Source organism: Paenibacillus sp. BC26 (assembly GCF_900116125.1).
Taxonomy (GTDB): domain Bacteria; phylum Bacillota; class Bacilli; order Paenibacillales; family Paenibacillaceae; genus Paenibacillus_Z; species Paenibacillus_Z lignilyticus.
In genome coordinates, this window is sequence record NZ_FPAD01000003.1 from 479,952 (window position 1) to 495,600 (window position 15,649).

12 protein-coding genes are annotated in these 15,649 nt (G+C 53.5%); 10 read left to right on the forward strand and 2 right to left on the reverse strand.

Features of this window, described 5'->3' with window-relative positions; genetic code table 11:
* Positions 1-250 precede the first annotated feature (250 nt).
* From BM412_RS32635 to BM412_RS23195, 7 genes are all read left to right on the forward strand, one after another.
* Positions 251-382, forward strand: coding sequence for a hypothetical protein (locus BM412_RS32635; RefSeq protein WP_256256550.1), 132 nt, complete (start codon positions 251-253; stop codon positions 380-382).
* A 138-nt stretch (positions 383-520) separates the two neighbouring features.
* A complete protein-coding gene (locus BM412_RS23170) occupies positions 521-2,536 on the forward strand; it encodes a beta-galactosidase (protein ID WP_091223708.1) in 2,016 nt (671 codons plus the stop codon).
* A gap of 98 nt (positions 2,537-2,634) precedes the next feature.
* On the forward strand, positions 2,635-3,588 hold the full coding sequence (locus BM412_RS23175) for an ABC transporter permease (RefSeq protein ID WP_256256536.1): 954 nt from the start codon (positions 2,635-2,637) through the stop codon (positions 3,586-3,588).
* Between the two features lie 34 nt (positions 3,589-3,622).
* Positions 3,623-4,510 carry a carbohydrate ABC transporter permease gene (locus BM412_RS23180; protein WP_091223710.1) on the forward strand — a complete coding sequence of 296 codons (888 nt, stop codon included), beginning with the start codon at positions 3,623-3,625 and terminating at the stop codon, positions 4,508-4,510.
* A gap of 78 nt (positions 4,511-4,588) precedes the next feature.
* Complete coding sequence (locus BM412_RS23185) at positions 4,589-6,337, forward strand: extracellular solute-binding protein (protein ID WP_091223712.1); 1,749 nt, start codon at positions 4,589-4,591, stop codon at positions 6,335-6,337.
* A 140-nt stretch (positions 6,338-6,477) separates the two neighbouring features.
* Positions 6,478-8,259 carry a sensor histidine kinase gene (locus BM412_RS23190; RefSeq protein ID WP_091223714.1) on the forward strand — a complete coding sequence of 594 codons (1,782 nt, stop codon included), beginning with the start codon at positions 6,478-6,480 and terminating at the stop codon, positions 8,257-8,259.
* Complete coding sequence (locus BM412_RS23195; protein ID WP_177246037.1) at positions 8,252-9,835, forward strand: response regulator transcription factor; 1,584 nt, start codon at positions 8,252-8,254, stop codon at positions 9,833-9,835. The genes BM412_RS23190 and BM412_RS23195 overlap by 8 nt, the downstream gene beginning before the upstream one ends.
* Positions 9,836-9,882: 47 nt before the next feature.
* Here BM412_RS23195 and BM412_RS23200 read toward each other — a convergent pair whose 3' ends face one another.
* Positions 9,883-10,746, reverse strand: coding sequence for an AraC family transcriptional regulator (locus BM412_RS23200; RefSeq protein ID WP_091223718.1), 864 nt, complete (start codon positions 10,744-10,746; stop codon positions 9,883-9,885).
* 160 nt (positions 10,747-10,906) lie between these two features.
* Between BM412_RS23200 and uxaC the strand changes: the two genes are divergently transcribed.
* Complete coding sequence (gene uxaC / locus BM412_RS23205) at positions 10,907-12,316, forward strand: glucuronate isomerase (RefSeq protein WP_091223720.1); 1,410 nt, start codon at positions 10,907-10,909, stop codon at positions 12,314-12,316.
* Between the two features lie 45 nt (positions 12,317-12,361).
* Positions 12,362-13,192 carry a phytanoyl-CoA dioxygenase family protein gene (locus BM412_RS23210; protein ID WP_091223722.1) on the forward strand — a complete coding sequence of 277 codons (831 nt, stop codon included), beginning with the start codon at positions 12,362-12,364 and terminating at the stop codon, positions 13,190-13,192.
* A gap of 69 nt (positions 13,193-13,261) precedes the next feature.
* On the opposite strand, the gene BM412_RS23215 is transcribed toward BM412_RS23210, so the two are convergent.
* Entirely contained in the window at positions 13,262-14,356 is a 1,095-nt protein-coding gene (locus BM412_RS23215; protein ID WP_091223724.1) for a CobW family GTP-binding protein, read from the reverse strand.
* Positions 14,357-14,604: 248 nt separating this feature from the next.
* Here BM412_RS23215 and BM412_RS23220 point away from each other — a divergent pair, with 248 nt between their 5' ends.
* The gene (locus BM412_RS23220) at positions 14,605-15,627 is read left to right on the forward strand and encodes a CobW family GTP-binding protein (protein ID WP_091223726.1); all 1,023 of its coding nucleotides are present in this window, start codon (positions 14,605-14,607) and stop codon (positions 15,625-15,627) included.
* The last annotated feature ends 22 nt before the right edge of the window (positions 15,628-15,649 follow it).

Sequence of the window (15,649 nt, forward strand, 5' to 3'; positions counted from 1 at the left end):
CCGAAAGGAACAGTTTACAGGTGGGAGAGATACCTCTTCCTATACAAGTCGAAGCGATCATTCGCGAAGTGCCGGAGCTCGGCCGTGATTTCATAAGTTTTGAGAGTCTTGCAGGTGGACTGTGCAATCACAAGGTCAAGGCAGAATCTGCTCGCCGTACACAATCATTCATGGGTATTTGAAAGGCGCAGATGACTATCAAGTTAAGCGTCCTGACGGATGAAGCCGATTCCTGCATCGCGCAGAGGAAATCACGCAAAGCCGGAGTAATGACAACCAAAGCAACAATAAATTCTGTCATAATGATTCTTTTCTATGCAATATGATCTACACCACGGGTCAAGAGCTGCAAATCATTGACTGGGAACTGTCGAATGTTTGATAGCCCATTCCTAACAAACCAGACCAATCCAACCCCGGATTGGTCTATTTTCTATGGTCAAAAGGTTGAATCTATCAGGTTTTGACCTTGCCGCGCTTCCTCCATAATGAGGTAGACAACCGAGGGGGAGGGAAGCAGATGAAATTTGGCGCTTGTTATTATCCGGAGCATTGGCCGGAGGAACGCTGGGAGCTGGACGTGAAGCTCATGAAGGAAGCGGGGCTGAACGTTCTGCGCATCGGCGAATTTGCGTGGTCGAAGCTTGAGCGCTATGAGGGCAGCTACGATTTCTCATGGATGGATCGCATTATTGAGCTGCTGGCGTCACATGGAATCGAGGTTATCTTAGGAACGCCAACCGCTGCACCGCCTAAGTGGCTCATGGACAAACACCCCGACATCTACATGCGGGACAACAAAGGCATAGCGCGAGGCTTCGGCAACAGAAGGCATTACTGCTACAACAATCCCAACTACATGGCAGCCTCGGATCGCATTGTAACCGCAGTCGCGAAGCACTACGGTGACCGTCCGAATATCATCGCTTGGCAGACCGACAATGAATTCGGCTGCAACGATACGGTTTATTGCTATTGCGATTATTGCAGGGCGGCCTTTCAGGCTTGGCTCCGCCAAACCTATACAAGCATCGATCAGCTCAATGAAAGCTGGGGAACGGTGTTCTGGAGCCAAACCTACAACGAGTGGGAGCAAATTGTGCTTCCGGCTTATACCGTCTTCCATCTGCATAATCCGGGGCTTGAGCTCGATTACAGACGTTTTGCTTCCGATTCCGTCATCGCGTATCAGAAACGGCAGATCGACCTGCTGAAGCAGTTTGCCCCAGGCCAGCCCGTCACCCATAACATGTGGTCGGAGATGAACGAGATAAACAGCTTCGAGCTGTCCAAGGACCTGGATTTCGCTTCGTGGGATATTTATCCCAATCTCTGTTTTACGGATCAACCGGACCCTCGCGAGAGCGCAATTCAGCTGGATATGGCCCGCGGCGTGAAGCAAGCTCCCTTCTGGGTGCTGGAGCATCAAAGCGGCGCGCCGGGCGGCAACATCATGTTTCCGACGCCGCGGCCGGGGGAGCTTCGCAGATGGACGTATCATTCGGTCGCCCATGGCGCCGATGCAATCGTCTATTTCCGCTGGCGGACCTGTCTATTCGGCGCGGAGCAGTTTTGGCATGGCATCCTGCCCCATGACGGCATTCCGGGCAGGCGGTATGACGAAGTCAAACATGTTGGCGAGGAGCTGAAACGATTGATGCCGTTCATCGAAGGCAGCAGCGCGGGAGCAGAAGTCGCCATCATTCGTTCCTACGAGAATGAATGGGTCATGGACATACAGCCTCAGGTGATGGGCCACCGATATATCCGTCATCTCAAAAGCTATTATCGTTATTTCTATGATCATCATATTCCGGTGGATATCCTTTCCGACGAAGCGGATTTCAGCCGATATCGCGTCGTCGTCCTGCCGCACTATATGCTGTCCAAGCCGGAGGCCAAGCAGCGCATCTACGATTATGCGGCGCAAGGCGGCACGGTGCTGCTCGATTTCCGTTCCGGCTCACGGCTGTGGGACAACCGGATGTCGGATCAAACGCTGCCCGGCATCTATCGGGAGCTTCTAGGCATCTCGATTACCGATTACGGCATCCTGCGTGAAGGTCAAACGCGCAGCGTCAAGCTATCCCAAGACACACGCAGCTACAACGCCCAGACCTGGTATGACGTCATCCGGCCCGAGACGGCTGAGCCGATCGCTTGGTTCGGCGAAGATTACTACACCGGATCGCCTGCCGCAACATGCAACCGGTATGGTAAAGGCGCCGCCTACTACCTGGGCATGGAGCCGCAGCCTGCCCTAATGAATGCGCTTATGGATCGCATCTGCGCAGACGCGGGAGTAGCGCCGATTCAAGGCATAGAGGTTCCGGACAGCATCGAGCTCACGCGAAGGGTCAGCGGCGAAGGCCGGGAATATATTTTCGCTATCAATCACGGTACGGATCTTCAATCCATCACGCTCGCAGAGCCGCTGTACGAACTGACAACGGAGCAAACGATAGCAGCGGGCACGATCGAATTACCGGGCAACGGCGTGTTTCTCTTCCGCAAGGATCACCCGCTACTGGGGTGATAAGTTGCAGTTTATCAGGTTGTTGGCGTTCCCCGCCCCCTGCATAATAAAACTAGAACAACACGGATGAGAAATAGGATAGAAAGGAGTACGGCAGTGTGAAATCAATCGCTTCAACCAAGCAAGACAACGCACCCAATAAACGAAGCTTCGGCAGAAAAATCATCATGCAAAGACAGCTGATCTACATGTCTGTTCCGTTCGTCCTCCTGATCGTCCTGTTCTCCTACGTCCCGCTCTGGGGATGGATTATGGCGTTTCAGCGGTACACGCTTGGCAAAGGGATTAAACACAGTCCCTTCGTCGGCTTCGATAATTTCGTCGCGCTCTTCCAAGACGAACAGTTCTACCACGTGCTTCGCAACACGCTCGCCATGGGGCTGCTGCAGCTGATCGCCGGTTTCGTTTGCGCCATCGCGCTGGCACTGCTGCTGAATGAAGTCAGGTTCGTCTGGTTCAAACGAGTGATCCAAACGATCACCTACATTCCTCATTTTGTCTCATGGGTCGTCATTGCGAACATCACGCTCACGATGCTGTCTCCGGACGACGGTATGCTGAACCGCATTCTGATGAAGCTCGGCATTATCCAAGAACCGCTCTACTTTATGGGCGAGGAAAAATGGTTCTGGTTCATCCATACGACGGTCAGCTTGTGGAAGGAGCTGGGCTGGAGCACCATTATCTACTTGGCGGTATTGGTGGGACTGAATCCCGAGCAATATGAAGCGGCCGAAGTCGACGGCGCAAGCCGCTTTCAGAAAATGTGGTACATCTCCATTCCCGGCATCATGCCAACCGCTATCCTGCTGCTCATCTTGAATGTGGGCTGGATCATACAAGGCGGCTTCGAGTCGCAGTATTTGCTCGGCAATCCAATCGTCGTTGATTATTCCGAGGTCCTTGATCTTTATGCGCTGCGCTACTCGACACAGCTCGGAGATTTCTCGTTCGGGGTTGCGATCAGCATGTTTAAATCGGTGGTCAGTGTAGTGATGGTGCTGGCCGTTAATTATTTGGCCAAGAAAACGAATCAAAGCCGGTTAATCTAGTACAGCACCGACAAGAAAAGGAGGGTGGTCAAGAATGGACCGCAATCAGGCGTGGGGCGCGCTCGCGTTCAACACCTTTAACTATACGCTGCTGCTTCTCATCGGCATGGCAACCTTGTTTCCCTTCTTGAACCTCATTGCGGTGTCGCTGAACGATCCGCTCGATTCCTTGAAGGGAGGCATTACGCTCTTGCCAAGAGAATGGACATTAATGAATTACCGTGCGATATTGAGTGATGATGCGCTTGCGTGGTCGGCTGTCCGTTCCGTTATCCGGACCTTGCTTGGCACCGTGCTCGGCGTAACGGGTACCGTCATGATTGCCTATACGCTCAGCCGCAAGCAATTCATCTTCCGCAAAGCGTTTAATGTCATCTTGGTCATTACCCTCTACGTGAACGGCGGCCTCATTCCAACGTATCTGCTGATCAAGAACCTGGGGTTAATGAATCATTTTGCCGTCTATATCATTCCCGGTCTAATCGGGGCGTTTAATGTTATCATTATTCGCAGCTACTTCGATCAGCTTCCGGAAGGATTGGTAGAATCGGCGCATATCGACGGAGCGACCGACTTTCAGACGCTGTTTCGGATTGTGGTGCCAATCAGCCTGCCGGTTATTTCGACCATCACGTTATTCATCGCGGTCGGCCACTGGAATTCCTGGTTTGACAACAATCTCTATGCCAGCCGCAATCCGGATTTGAGCCTGCTTCAGTTTGAATTACAGAAGATTCTGTTGCAAAGCGTTAGCCAAGTGGCCAATGCGAATGAGCATGTGGACGGCAAAGCCATTCAGTCCAATCCCGATACGATTCGAGCAGCGCTGACCATCGTGGTTACGATGCCGATCCTGCTTGTTTATCCGTTCCTGCAAAGGTATTTCGTCAAAGGCGTTACACTCGCTGCGATTAAGGAATAACGAAGGATTCGCACAATATCAAACGGAGCGATCGATCCGTTGATATATACAAAACGAGGATTGAAAGGGAGTCTAACGATGAAAGGTAAAAGGCTAAAGCGCAGTTTTACATTCGGACTCATCATTACCGTACTGGCAGTACTTATCACAGGCTGCGGTTCCTCCAATAACAACAATAACGAAGGGGCAACAAACACAAACGAACCGGCCAAGAACACGGCTGCAAATGAAGCCAATACAGGCAATAATGCCGCTGCGGAGGCAGAGCCGGCACCGGATTTAAGTCCGATCGAGTTTACGATCAACACGGCAGACGACAAGCTGAAATGGGATACGCCAATTACGAAAGCGATTACAGAGAAAACAGGCGTATCGCTCAAATACGACCTCTCCGTCGGCGATCAATTTCAGAAATGGGATCTGTGGCTGGCAGCCGGCGACTATCCGGATGTCGTTGTCCTCGATGCCAACTATACCCAGAAGTTCAAAGATGCAGGCGCCATTATTCCGCTAAACGATCTGATCGATAAATACGGTCCGAACATTAAAGAGAAGTATGGCAAGTACTTCAACCTGCTCAAAGACAAAGACGGCAATATCTACTCGTTGTCCGGCGTCAACAAGAGCGAAGAAGCGGCAGCTAACTCGACTGCCAACTTTATCGTGCAATATGATGTGCTGAAGGAAGCCGGGTATCCGGAAATCAAAACGTTCGATCAGCTCTACGATGTGATCAAAGCGTATGCCGATAAACACCCGCAAATCGACGGGAAAGATACGATTGGCTTCGCCGCTTCAATGGCCAGCTGGACGATGAAGATCGAGTTCAACAATCCGGTCATTAATGCGCTTGGACTGCCTGACCATGACCGTTCCCGAATTGATGCCAACGGCAACGTCACGTACAACCCGGTTTCCGAGGAATCCAAGGCTTACCTGAAATTCCTGAACAAGCTATACAACAACGGGCTGTTTGACAAAGAAGCCTTCTCGCTCGACAACATTGCAACGAAAGCCGCGCAAGGCCGCGTCCTTGCCGCTTATTCGCCGGGCTGGTTCTTAGGCGACGCTGAAGCTTCCCTGCGTAACTCCGGCCATCCGGAACGCGCCTATGCCCATATTCCGATTTATTTCTCGGAAGGCACGGAGGATCATTCCAACACGCTGACGCCGACGCAAGCGGGAAGCTACCAATGGACGATCAGCAAGAACGCGAAGAATCCGGAGCGGATGATTCAGATGATTGATTTCCTCTTCTCCGATGAAGGTCAAATTCTGACGCAATGGGGCATTGAAGGCACTCACTTCGATGTGAAGGACGGTCACCGCGTACTGAAGCCGGAGCTGATTCAGCAGCGTCTTGCGGATCCGGATACGGATTACAAGGAAGGCTTCCACGGCATCGGAACAGGAAACTTCTCGTGGTTCGGTATCGGCAACGGCGCGAAGCTGGCGGATGGCGACTACTCCACGCCGCTTACCAAAGACATGGTTATCGCCAACTACGATGACATGACCAAAGAAGTGCTGGCGAAGTACGGCAAGCAGGTATGGGCGGATTTCCTGCCGCCGGTCGAATATGTTCCGGGCTACATCTGGCAGCTAACGCCGCCGGAGTCGACCAAGGTAGAAGAGCAGAAAATCGATGATACATGGCGCAAGTACTTGCCGAAGGTCATCATGTCCAAGGATGATGCCGCGTTCGATTCCAATTGGAAGGATATGCAGGATGCCATCAACAAGAATGGGCTGGAGAAAGTAGAGGCGGCTTATACGCAGCTATGGGCGGATTTTAATGAGAAGTATAACAGCATCTTAGGCCAATAATCGGTCGTAGGTAAGGTACTCCTTGTTCGCAGCACTTGCGGGCAAGGAGTATGTTTCGTGCCGCAGGGGAAGGAAATGCATGCAGATAAAGCGAATGAGTGAGAAACGTACAGCCACGAAAGGTGCGAGGTAGCCGCGACATGAAAATACGGACAAAGCTGATCGTAGCCAACTTATTCGTTGTTTTGCTTCTGCTGGGCTCCCTTACGTATGTGCTCATGAAACGAAGCAGCGATTTGGTCTATGAACATATCATCGAGAATGCCGAACTCTCGCTGTCACAAGTAAGCGCGAACTTCGATAATAAGCTGAGCTCCTATGAGGAGAATGCGAACACGCTATTTTTGAACTCTTCCTTGAATGAGAAGCTCCAGAAGAAGTATAAGGACCAGCAAGAAGCGTATGATACGTATTTCGACTATTACCAGCCTTTTATTTCGGCGGTTCAGGCGACCAAGGCGATCTCTCATCTCAACTTATATACCGACAATCCGACCTTTCTATTCGCGAACGTGTTTCTGATTGATGAAGACACGCGGCAAAGCGACTGGTATCGCAAGGTGTTCAATAATCGCATCGGCGGTTACTGGACCGGGCCCTATACGCCGCTGCTTGAGCATAAACCGGTGTTCAGCTTCCGCAAACGGATGAACAATTTCGATCCGGCCTCCCCAAACGTCGTCTCGATCGAAATCCAGCTTCGCGTGTTATCGGAGCTTATTAATGTAGAGAGTAAAAGTAAGCGTTTTATTTTCTCGCTGTCAGACGGTACGGTGCTGATCGACAGTGCGCAGACAGGCGGGATTACGCAGTTAAAGGAGCTGCCTTTTTATTCGAAAATCATGAAGGAAACAGAGGGCAGCTTCAGCTACGAGGATGAGCATAACAGTTATCAGATTATGTTCCAGACGCTCGAATCTCACAACTCGGTGCGAGGGATGAAAGTGCTGACCTTTATTCCGATTAACGAGCTGATGCCGAAGATCGAACAGCTTCGATCGCTCTCGGTTGTCTTGTTCCTGCTGGCCATCGTCGTTTCCGCGCTCTTCATCTCGACGATCTCCGTCGGGCTGACGCGCCGATTAACGGAGCTGTCGTTTCGGATGAAGCGGGTGCACAAGGATAACTTTCAAAGCTTCGTCGAGGTCAAAGGCAAGGATGAGGTTGCGCAGCTTGGCCAAATGTTCAATCTGATGGTGCAGCGGGTGGGGCAGCTCATTCAAGAGGTGTACCAATCGGAAATCGATCAGAAGGAGCAGGCACTGCGGACGAAGGAAGTGGAGCTGTACGCGCTGCAGACCCAAATCAATCCGCATTTTCTGTTCAATGTGCTGAATATGATCCGAGGCAAGCTGCTGATTGCAGGCGAACGGGATACGGCCAAAGTCGTCGGGCTGCTGGCGAAGTCGTTCCGGATGATGCTGCGTAATGGCGGTCCAACGATTACGCTGAGCGAAGAGATGGAGTTTATCTCGATTTATTTGCAAATCCAGCAGCATCGTTTCGGCGATAAATTCACCTTTACCATTGCGATTCCCCCGGAAGCCCTTGCTGTCAATTTGCCGAAATTGTGCATTCAGCCGCTGGTCGAAAATGCGATCACCCATGGGGTGGAACTGAGCCCTACGCAATCCCGCATTCAGATTAAAGGCGAGCTGGTGGAGGATACGCTGCAAATTACGGTGGAAGACGATGGACTCGGCATGACGCCGGAGCGTCTAACCGAAATCCAAGCCGGCTTGCAGCAGGATTCGCTTGAGGTCACCTCCAACATCGGACTTCGTAACGTGAATCGGCGATTGAAGGTACGATATGGGGACAGCTACGGGCTGGACGTGCAAAGCGAGCAAGGCGCAGGAACAAGAGTGACGATATTCATCCCCATGCAGCAGGCGGATAATGGAGGCGAAACAGATGTATAGCGTACTGATCGTGGAAGACGAGCCGCTCGCGAGAGAATCGCTTAAATATGTGATCGATTGGGAGAGCTGCGGGTTCCAAATCCGAGCGGAGGCGGAAGACGGCAAACGGGCGCTTGAGCTTATGCAGCGAAACCATTATTCGCTTGTGCTTACGGACATTCGCATGCCGACGATGAACGGGCTCGAACTGATTGCCAAGCTGCGGGAATTTACGGACGTCCCCGTCATTATTCTCAGCGGGTACGAGGACTTTGAATATGCACGGCAAGCACTCAAGATGGGGGTCCATGATTACCTCTTAAAGCCTGTAGAGGAAGAAGATTTAATCGCGATCTTGGAGCGAATCGGCCGGAGCATAGCGGAGAAGAGATCGTTTCAGAGGCAGCATCATCTGGGTTTATCTGCCCTTCGCGATCAGGTTCTGCGGAAGCTTGCGCATGGTCCTGTCAGCCGAAGCGAGTACGAGGAGGCAGTTCGTACGATAGGCGGCGGAATCGAAGAAGGTCCGCTGCGTACGCTGCTCGCGGAGATGGACTCCCTCTCGTCGCCGAGTCCGGCACTGACCGAGCATGATGCCGAATTGAAGCGTTATGCGGTACGCAATATTTTGGAGGAGCTGTGCGGCGGGTTGGGCTTCGTGTTCGAGCTGACCGAGGAACGGTACGGCATCGTACTGACGGGGCAGCCGGACGGAGCGGAAGATGAAGAGTTGTTTCTATTCGCCGGGCAGCTGAGAGATGCGGTAGCCGTGAATGCCAAAGAAACAATCAGTATCGGCGTCGGTAGTTTGGCCGCGAGCGGGAGAGAACTGGCGGTGTCCTTTGCTGCCGCGGAGGAAGCGCTCGACGGGAAATTTCTGGTGGGCAGCGGGGCGATTCTGGTTGGCAGAGCTGCGCTTGAGCTTTCGGGCGGAAGCGGAGGCGGTTACCCAAGTACCGCGAAACTGCAGGCCGGCGTGCTTGAGGCGATTTCTAATCTGCAGGATGAGCAGCAGGTTGAGGCTGCCATTGACCGGTTATGGGAAGGCTTCAAGGCGGAGCAAGCGCCGGGAAGCGTCGTTCGTAAGAGCGTGCTGGAGCTGCTCGTCCAATTGCAGCAGCTTGTCAGAGAGCTCGGCGCAAGCGCCGACGGCCTCTTCGAATATGAGCTTGGCGATTACGAGCGGGTAATGAAATGCAAGACGATGGAGGAGCTGCAGCATCTCGCAAGCCGGAAGGCGAAGGACGTGCGGGCGCGGGTATGCGGAATGAAGCAGCTGCAGCCGAGCACGCTGGTTACAACGGTGAAGAAACTCGTTCAGGAGCAGTATCATACGAACATCAGCTTACGCAGTATCGCGCAGCAGGTATTTTTGAATCCGAATTACTTGGGGAAGGTATTCAAGGCCGGTACCGACGAGTCGTTCAACGATTACTTGCTAAAGGTGCGGATGGAGAAGGCGAAGGAGCTGCTCAGGCAGTCGGATAAGAAGGTGTACGAGATTGCCGAGGCTGTCGGGTACGGCGAACTGGACTGGTTCTATAAGCGGTTTAAGAGCTATGCCGGCATGAGCGCCGGGGAGTACCGGATGAAATGACAGCTTTAGCGGAGCGATGGAGGAAGTTCTTCCATCGCTTTTTTGGCTTACAGTAGGTTCATTTTACGATAGGCAAGCGGCGTCATGCTCGTCATTTTCTTGAAGATGCGGTCAAAATGTCCCGTGTTCTCGAACCCGGTCCGCTCCGCGACGACGATGACTTTAAAATCCGTGTTCTTGAGCAGGCGCTGCGCCTCGCGAATTCGCGTCAGATGAACGTATTCGATAAGCGTGAAACCGGTGACCGCCTTGAAGCTTCGGCTGAGATAATAAGGGCTCATGAAGAATTGTTTGGCTAACTCTGTTAGCGCAAGCTTAGTGTCATAGTGCTCGTTGATGTGCAAGGCGACCTCGGATATTTTCTGATGGAGAGCGGTTGGCTGTTCGGGTTCGGCAGATTCAGCGTGCGCCGGCGCGGGATGCCTTGCCGCAAACAGCAGCAGCTCGGTCAGCAGCAGCCGGAGATAGGACTCGAAGCCGGGCCGCTGCTCGGACGCTTCGGCGATCATTTTGCCAAGCAGCTGACGGACGAATAGCTGCTCTTGCGGCGTAAGATGCAGCAGAAGCGCATTATGCCCGAAGGGTTGCAGCAGCAGCGGATCGTAGAAGGGATGCTCCGTTCCCACGAAGGCATCGCTGAAATTGATGACGATCCGTTCATGCTCCGGAGGACCAAGCTCAGAGGAGTTGTGGACGACCTGTTTGTTCACCAGCACCAAGTCCCCTGATGTAATCGAGTAGGAACGGTCCTCGATGAAATGCACGCGATGGCCCGACACCAAATAATAGATTTCATAGGTAGGGTGGAAGTGATTGTTGCGTCCAAACGGCTTTGTCCGATGCACATGCTGAATATAGAAATCGCCTTCCTCATCGCCATAGGAGAGCGGTTCGTCGACGGTAAGCCTCATCGGGTATCCTCCTTACGACCTTAGAAAACAGATAACTCTAATTTACCGCAAGATAGGTGAATAAATCATCACTTTGAGCAAAATATGTCACGATATTCGGCAAATATTGCGTTATGCTGAGAAGAGATATGGACTTTAGAGGAAGGTGGAACATCCGACCATGCGTAATTTTATGGATGATGATTTTCTATTACATAACGAGACAGCAAAACGGCTTTATCATGAATATGCCAAAGCAATGCCGATCTTGGATTATCACTGCCACTTGAGTCAGCAGGACATCTATGAGAATAAAAGCTATAACAACCTGACGGAAGTTTGGCTGTACGGCGATCATTATAAGTGGCGGGCGATGCGTGCGAACGGCATTGAAGAGAAGTACATTACCGGCGGCGAAGGGGTCAGCGATTATGACCGTTTCCTCGCCTGGGCACGCACCGTGCCGATGACGCTTGGCAATCCGCTCTATCATTGGTCGCATCTGGAGCTTCGCCGATTGTTCGGCATCGAAGAGCTGATCAATGAGAAGAATGCGCCGGTCATCTGGGAGAAGGCCAATGCCAAGCTGCGCGGCGGCGGTTATGCCGTGCGGGATTTCATTCGTGATGCCGGCGTGGAAGTGGTCTGTACGACGGATGATCCGATCGATTCGCTGGAGCATCATGCGCTGCTGGCACAGGAGCCGAATTTGGGCTTCCGCGTACTGCCTTCGTTCCGTCCGGACAAGGTGCTGGAGATTAACCGCGCACCGTTCGTTAGCTATATTGCGAAGCTGGCCGAGGCTTCGGGACGAAGCAGTATCGAGAGCTACGATGAGCTGCTGCTTGCGCTGAAGGAACGGGTTCAGTTCTTCCATTCCGTTGGCGGACGAGTGTCCGATCATGCGCTTGATTATGTGCCTTGGGCGGAAACGACACGCGAGGAGGCGGCGGGGATTTTCTCCCGAGCGCTTCAAGGCGGCGGCGTAACGATCGAGGAGGAGAAGAAATACAAATCCTACACGCTGGTTTACTTAGGCGAACTCTATGCGGAGCTTGGCTGGTCGATGCAGCTGCATATGAATGCGCATCGCAACAATAATGCGCGAACCCTTCGCGAGCTGGGCGTGGACACGGGGTTTGATTCCATGAACGACAGTCCGGTCGCGGTGCCGCTTGTCCGGCTGTTAAGTAAGCTGGATGAGCAGGATAAGCTGCCGCGGACGATTGTGTATTCGCTGAATCCGGCGGATAACAACGTGTTGGCGTCGCTGATCGGCAGCTTCCAGGGCGGCGGCATTCCGGGCAAAATCCAGCTGGGCGCTGCTTGGTGGTTCAACGATACGAAGGACGGCATGCTGGAGCAGCTAAAGTCGCTCGCGAATATCGGATTGCTCAGCCGGTTTGTCGGCATGCTGACAGACTCGCGCAGCTTCCTCTCGTATACGCGGCATGAATATTTCCGCCGTATATTCTGCAACTTGATCGGCGAATGGGCGGAGAACGGGGAAGTGCCTGCGGATGCGGAACTGCTTGGCGGGCTTGTGCAGGCGGTATGTTATGAGAATGCGAAGGGGTATTTCCGTTTCTAGCTTTCCGTGTAACGACAAGGTAGAAGACCATTCAGGAGGGATACCATGAGCGGCAAACTGACATCACCCGATGAGATCAACAAGCAGTTGTATCCGCACGGCGAGGTTCATCAGGCTGTTCACCGCGTTGCCGATGTTGGAGAGGAGCAGGTTCAGTCCTATCGGCAGCAAGGGTACGCGACGGTATTGGATATGTTGTCAGAAGCGGAAATTGGCACTGCGATCGAAGCTGTCATGGCGCATATTGCCGATGATCAGACGGCTGTGAAGGTGCAGTTCGTGAAGCCGCGGAGCGAGCTTCGCAGCGATGAAGAGCGTGAGCTCGCCGTCCGCAAATTGTATGAATTTGTGGAGGTCGACGATCGGCTGCGAGCCGTTGCTTATCATCCGAATGTGTTGGCCGTCGTGGAGAAGCTGCTCGGCGCGAAGCCGAAGCTGGTGCAGGATATCGCGCTGCTCAAGCCGCCGAAAGGCGGAGGAGAGAAGCCTTGGCATCAAGACATGGCCTACGGCAATCTCGCGTATGATCGGCCCGTGATCGGCGTCTGGATTGCGCTCGATGAAGCGGGGCTCGATAACGGCTGCATGCAAATTATCCCTCGTTCGCATATGAACGGCGGCATTCCGCACTATGCGGAGCGGGATTGGCAGCTATGCGATACGGTTGTGCCTGTCGAGCGCAATGTCGCTGTGCCGCTCGCACCGGGCAGCGCGCTGTTCTTCCATGGGCTGCTCATGCACGGCACCGCGTTCAATTTCTCGCAGAAGCGCCGCCGCGCGCTGCAGTTTCATTATGCGCCTGATACCGCGGAGAAGATCAGCCCTAGAGAGTATAAGCGGATGTTTACGAGCGAGATGACGGGGGCGGACTGCTAGCCATGCATGAAAAGAAAGGGATATCTCATCCGAGCCGTTTATGGTGACGGCCGGAGAGATATCCCTTCTTTATTTGCGGGCCGTGAACCGCGCCCATTCTTGCTTGACCTTGCTCTCATCGAGTTCGATGCCGATCATGACAAAATACGGCTCGCCTTCATAGCTGCTCGGCGACCATTCCAGCCGTTTGCCCGCCAGCTGGAACAGCATGAGGCTGCCATCCTTGCCGAAAGGCAAATAACCCTTGGCGCGCATGCAGTTGTTGCCGCGCCCGCCAATGAAGGCTTCGAACTGACGCCGCGTGAGCCCGGCTGCATCTGCGCCGGGGTAAATCGCTGCCGTTCGAATGCGCGAATACGAGCTCGGCGCTTTGGTAGCGGTGGGGGCAGCGCCCGGCTGCATGGCTGCGGCTGGCTTGCCGGCCGGTGCCGGCGACTTGCCTCCGCCGCTGCCCGGCAGCTTCTCCGGGAGCACGCGGCCGCCGGTTGCGATGGCCGTCCGCATGCCGGAGATGACAGGCTGCCGCCTCGCCCCCGAAGGAGAGATTCCCGCGAACACAAGCGCGGAATCGATCTCGCAGCGCGTGGCCGTGATGAAGTCGGCGGCCGGGTTGCGGTCTCGAATCAGCTGCTTCACTTTATCCGCGGTTCGATTGGATATGAGGTCGTATTTATTGGCGATGATAAAGTCCGCCACCTCGATCTGCTTGCGCAGCGTACGAATCAGCTCGCGGTCCGAAGAGAAGATGCTGTTATAGTCGAGCGCATGCTCGGCATCCAGCACGGTAACGATCCGGTGCAGCCGCACCTTGCCGATGATGATCGGCTCCGTAATCGCTTCTGCAATTTCCTCCGGGTTCGCCACACCGGTTAACTCCATTACGATCACATCCGGCTGCATCAGGGCCAGCCGCTCCAAGCAGGAGGCCAGCTCGCTCTTCTTGCTGCAGCACAAGCAGCCCTCCGTAATTCGCTCCAGCATCTGCGTGGCAGATGCACTGCTCACCATCGTCCCATCCACGTCAACGGCTCCGATTTCATTCATCAGCACAGATGCGCGTAAACCGGTAGCCTTGGCATGCTGCAGCAGCCTCAGAAGCAGTGTTGTTTTTCCGCTGCCCAGAAAACCGCTTAATACGATTACCGGAATTGCTGATTGTTCCATGTTCGAGCGCTCACACTCCCTCCAAGGTCCACATTCAAAGAAGGATATGCGGCATTCGGCCAAAATAATACCTCTTCCACATAATCTCCAACATGCGCAGCCGTGAACGTAAATCGGAATACGGCTATCCGCGCATGCTGTTAAATTCGTAAAAATAACGGTATAATTTAGCCAACTTGGTTCGGAGAACAAATCATCACTCTAACGATTTGTTCTTCGGACAATTAACGAGAGGACGAATACGAACCATGCATGCGATTCCCATTCATCTGCTGTCAGGCTTCCTGGGCAGCGGCAAAACCACGCTCCTAAACCATGTCGTAGATTACTATAAAGCACAAGATGTAAAGGTCGCGATCATCATGAATGAGCTCGGCGACGTCAATCTGGACGGTCAATTCGTCGATCAGGATGTGCCCATGGCAGAAATGCTGAGCGGCTGCATCTGCTGCACCATTCGCGGTGATCTCAGCATCGAGCTGAAAGAGCTGATCGAGGAGCATCAGCCTGACGTCGTGCTGATCGAATCCACGGGCGCAGCGAACCCGATGGAAATCATCGATGCGATTACGGAGGCGGCTTTGTTCATGCGCATCGATCTGCGCACGATCGCAACGGTCGTGGACGGACCGGAGTTGCTTGCTCGCAGCCGCCGGGGCGGCAAAACCTTCAAGCTCATGCAGGATCAAATCCGCTGCGCGACAGATCTGATCGTGAACAAAGCCGACAAGCTTGCGCCGGAGGAGCTCGTAGAGGTTCAGCAGCTGGTGCGCGAGCTCAATGCTTATGCTCCGCTGACGGTGACGGTTCGCTGCGTCGTCGACCTGGGGATGTTTGATCAAGCTGCCGCGGACAAAACGAAGCCGGAGATCGGCGCAGCTCAGCCGTTGCAGACCGGCAATCATGTCTGCGGGGCCAACTGCCAGCATGAACACGAGCATGAACATGACCATGACCGCGCCGACGGTTCGTACCATTCGCATGCGCATGTCATGACGCTAACGCATTATTTGTCCGGTCCCGTTGACAGCCATGCTTTCGAAGCCCTCATTAAGCGGCTGCAGAAGGAAGTCTATCGGGCCAAAGGAATCGTTACCTTCAGCGATACGAACAGCCGGTTTCTCTTCCAATACGCGTATGGCGAGGTAGAGTTTATTCGGATAACGCCGCAGGGAACCGTGAATGATGTTGCGGTGTTCATCGGGGAGCATTTTGCTAAGGATGTCTTAGAGAAAGAATTAGCGGAGCTGACAGGGGCTAATCAAGAATAGATTGGTTGGAATAATTTGGAGG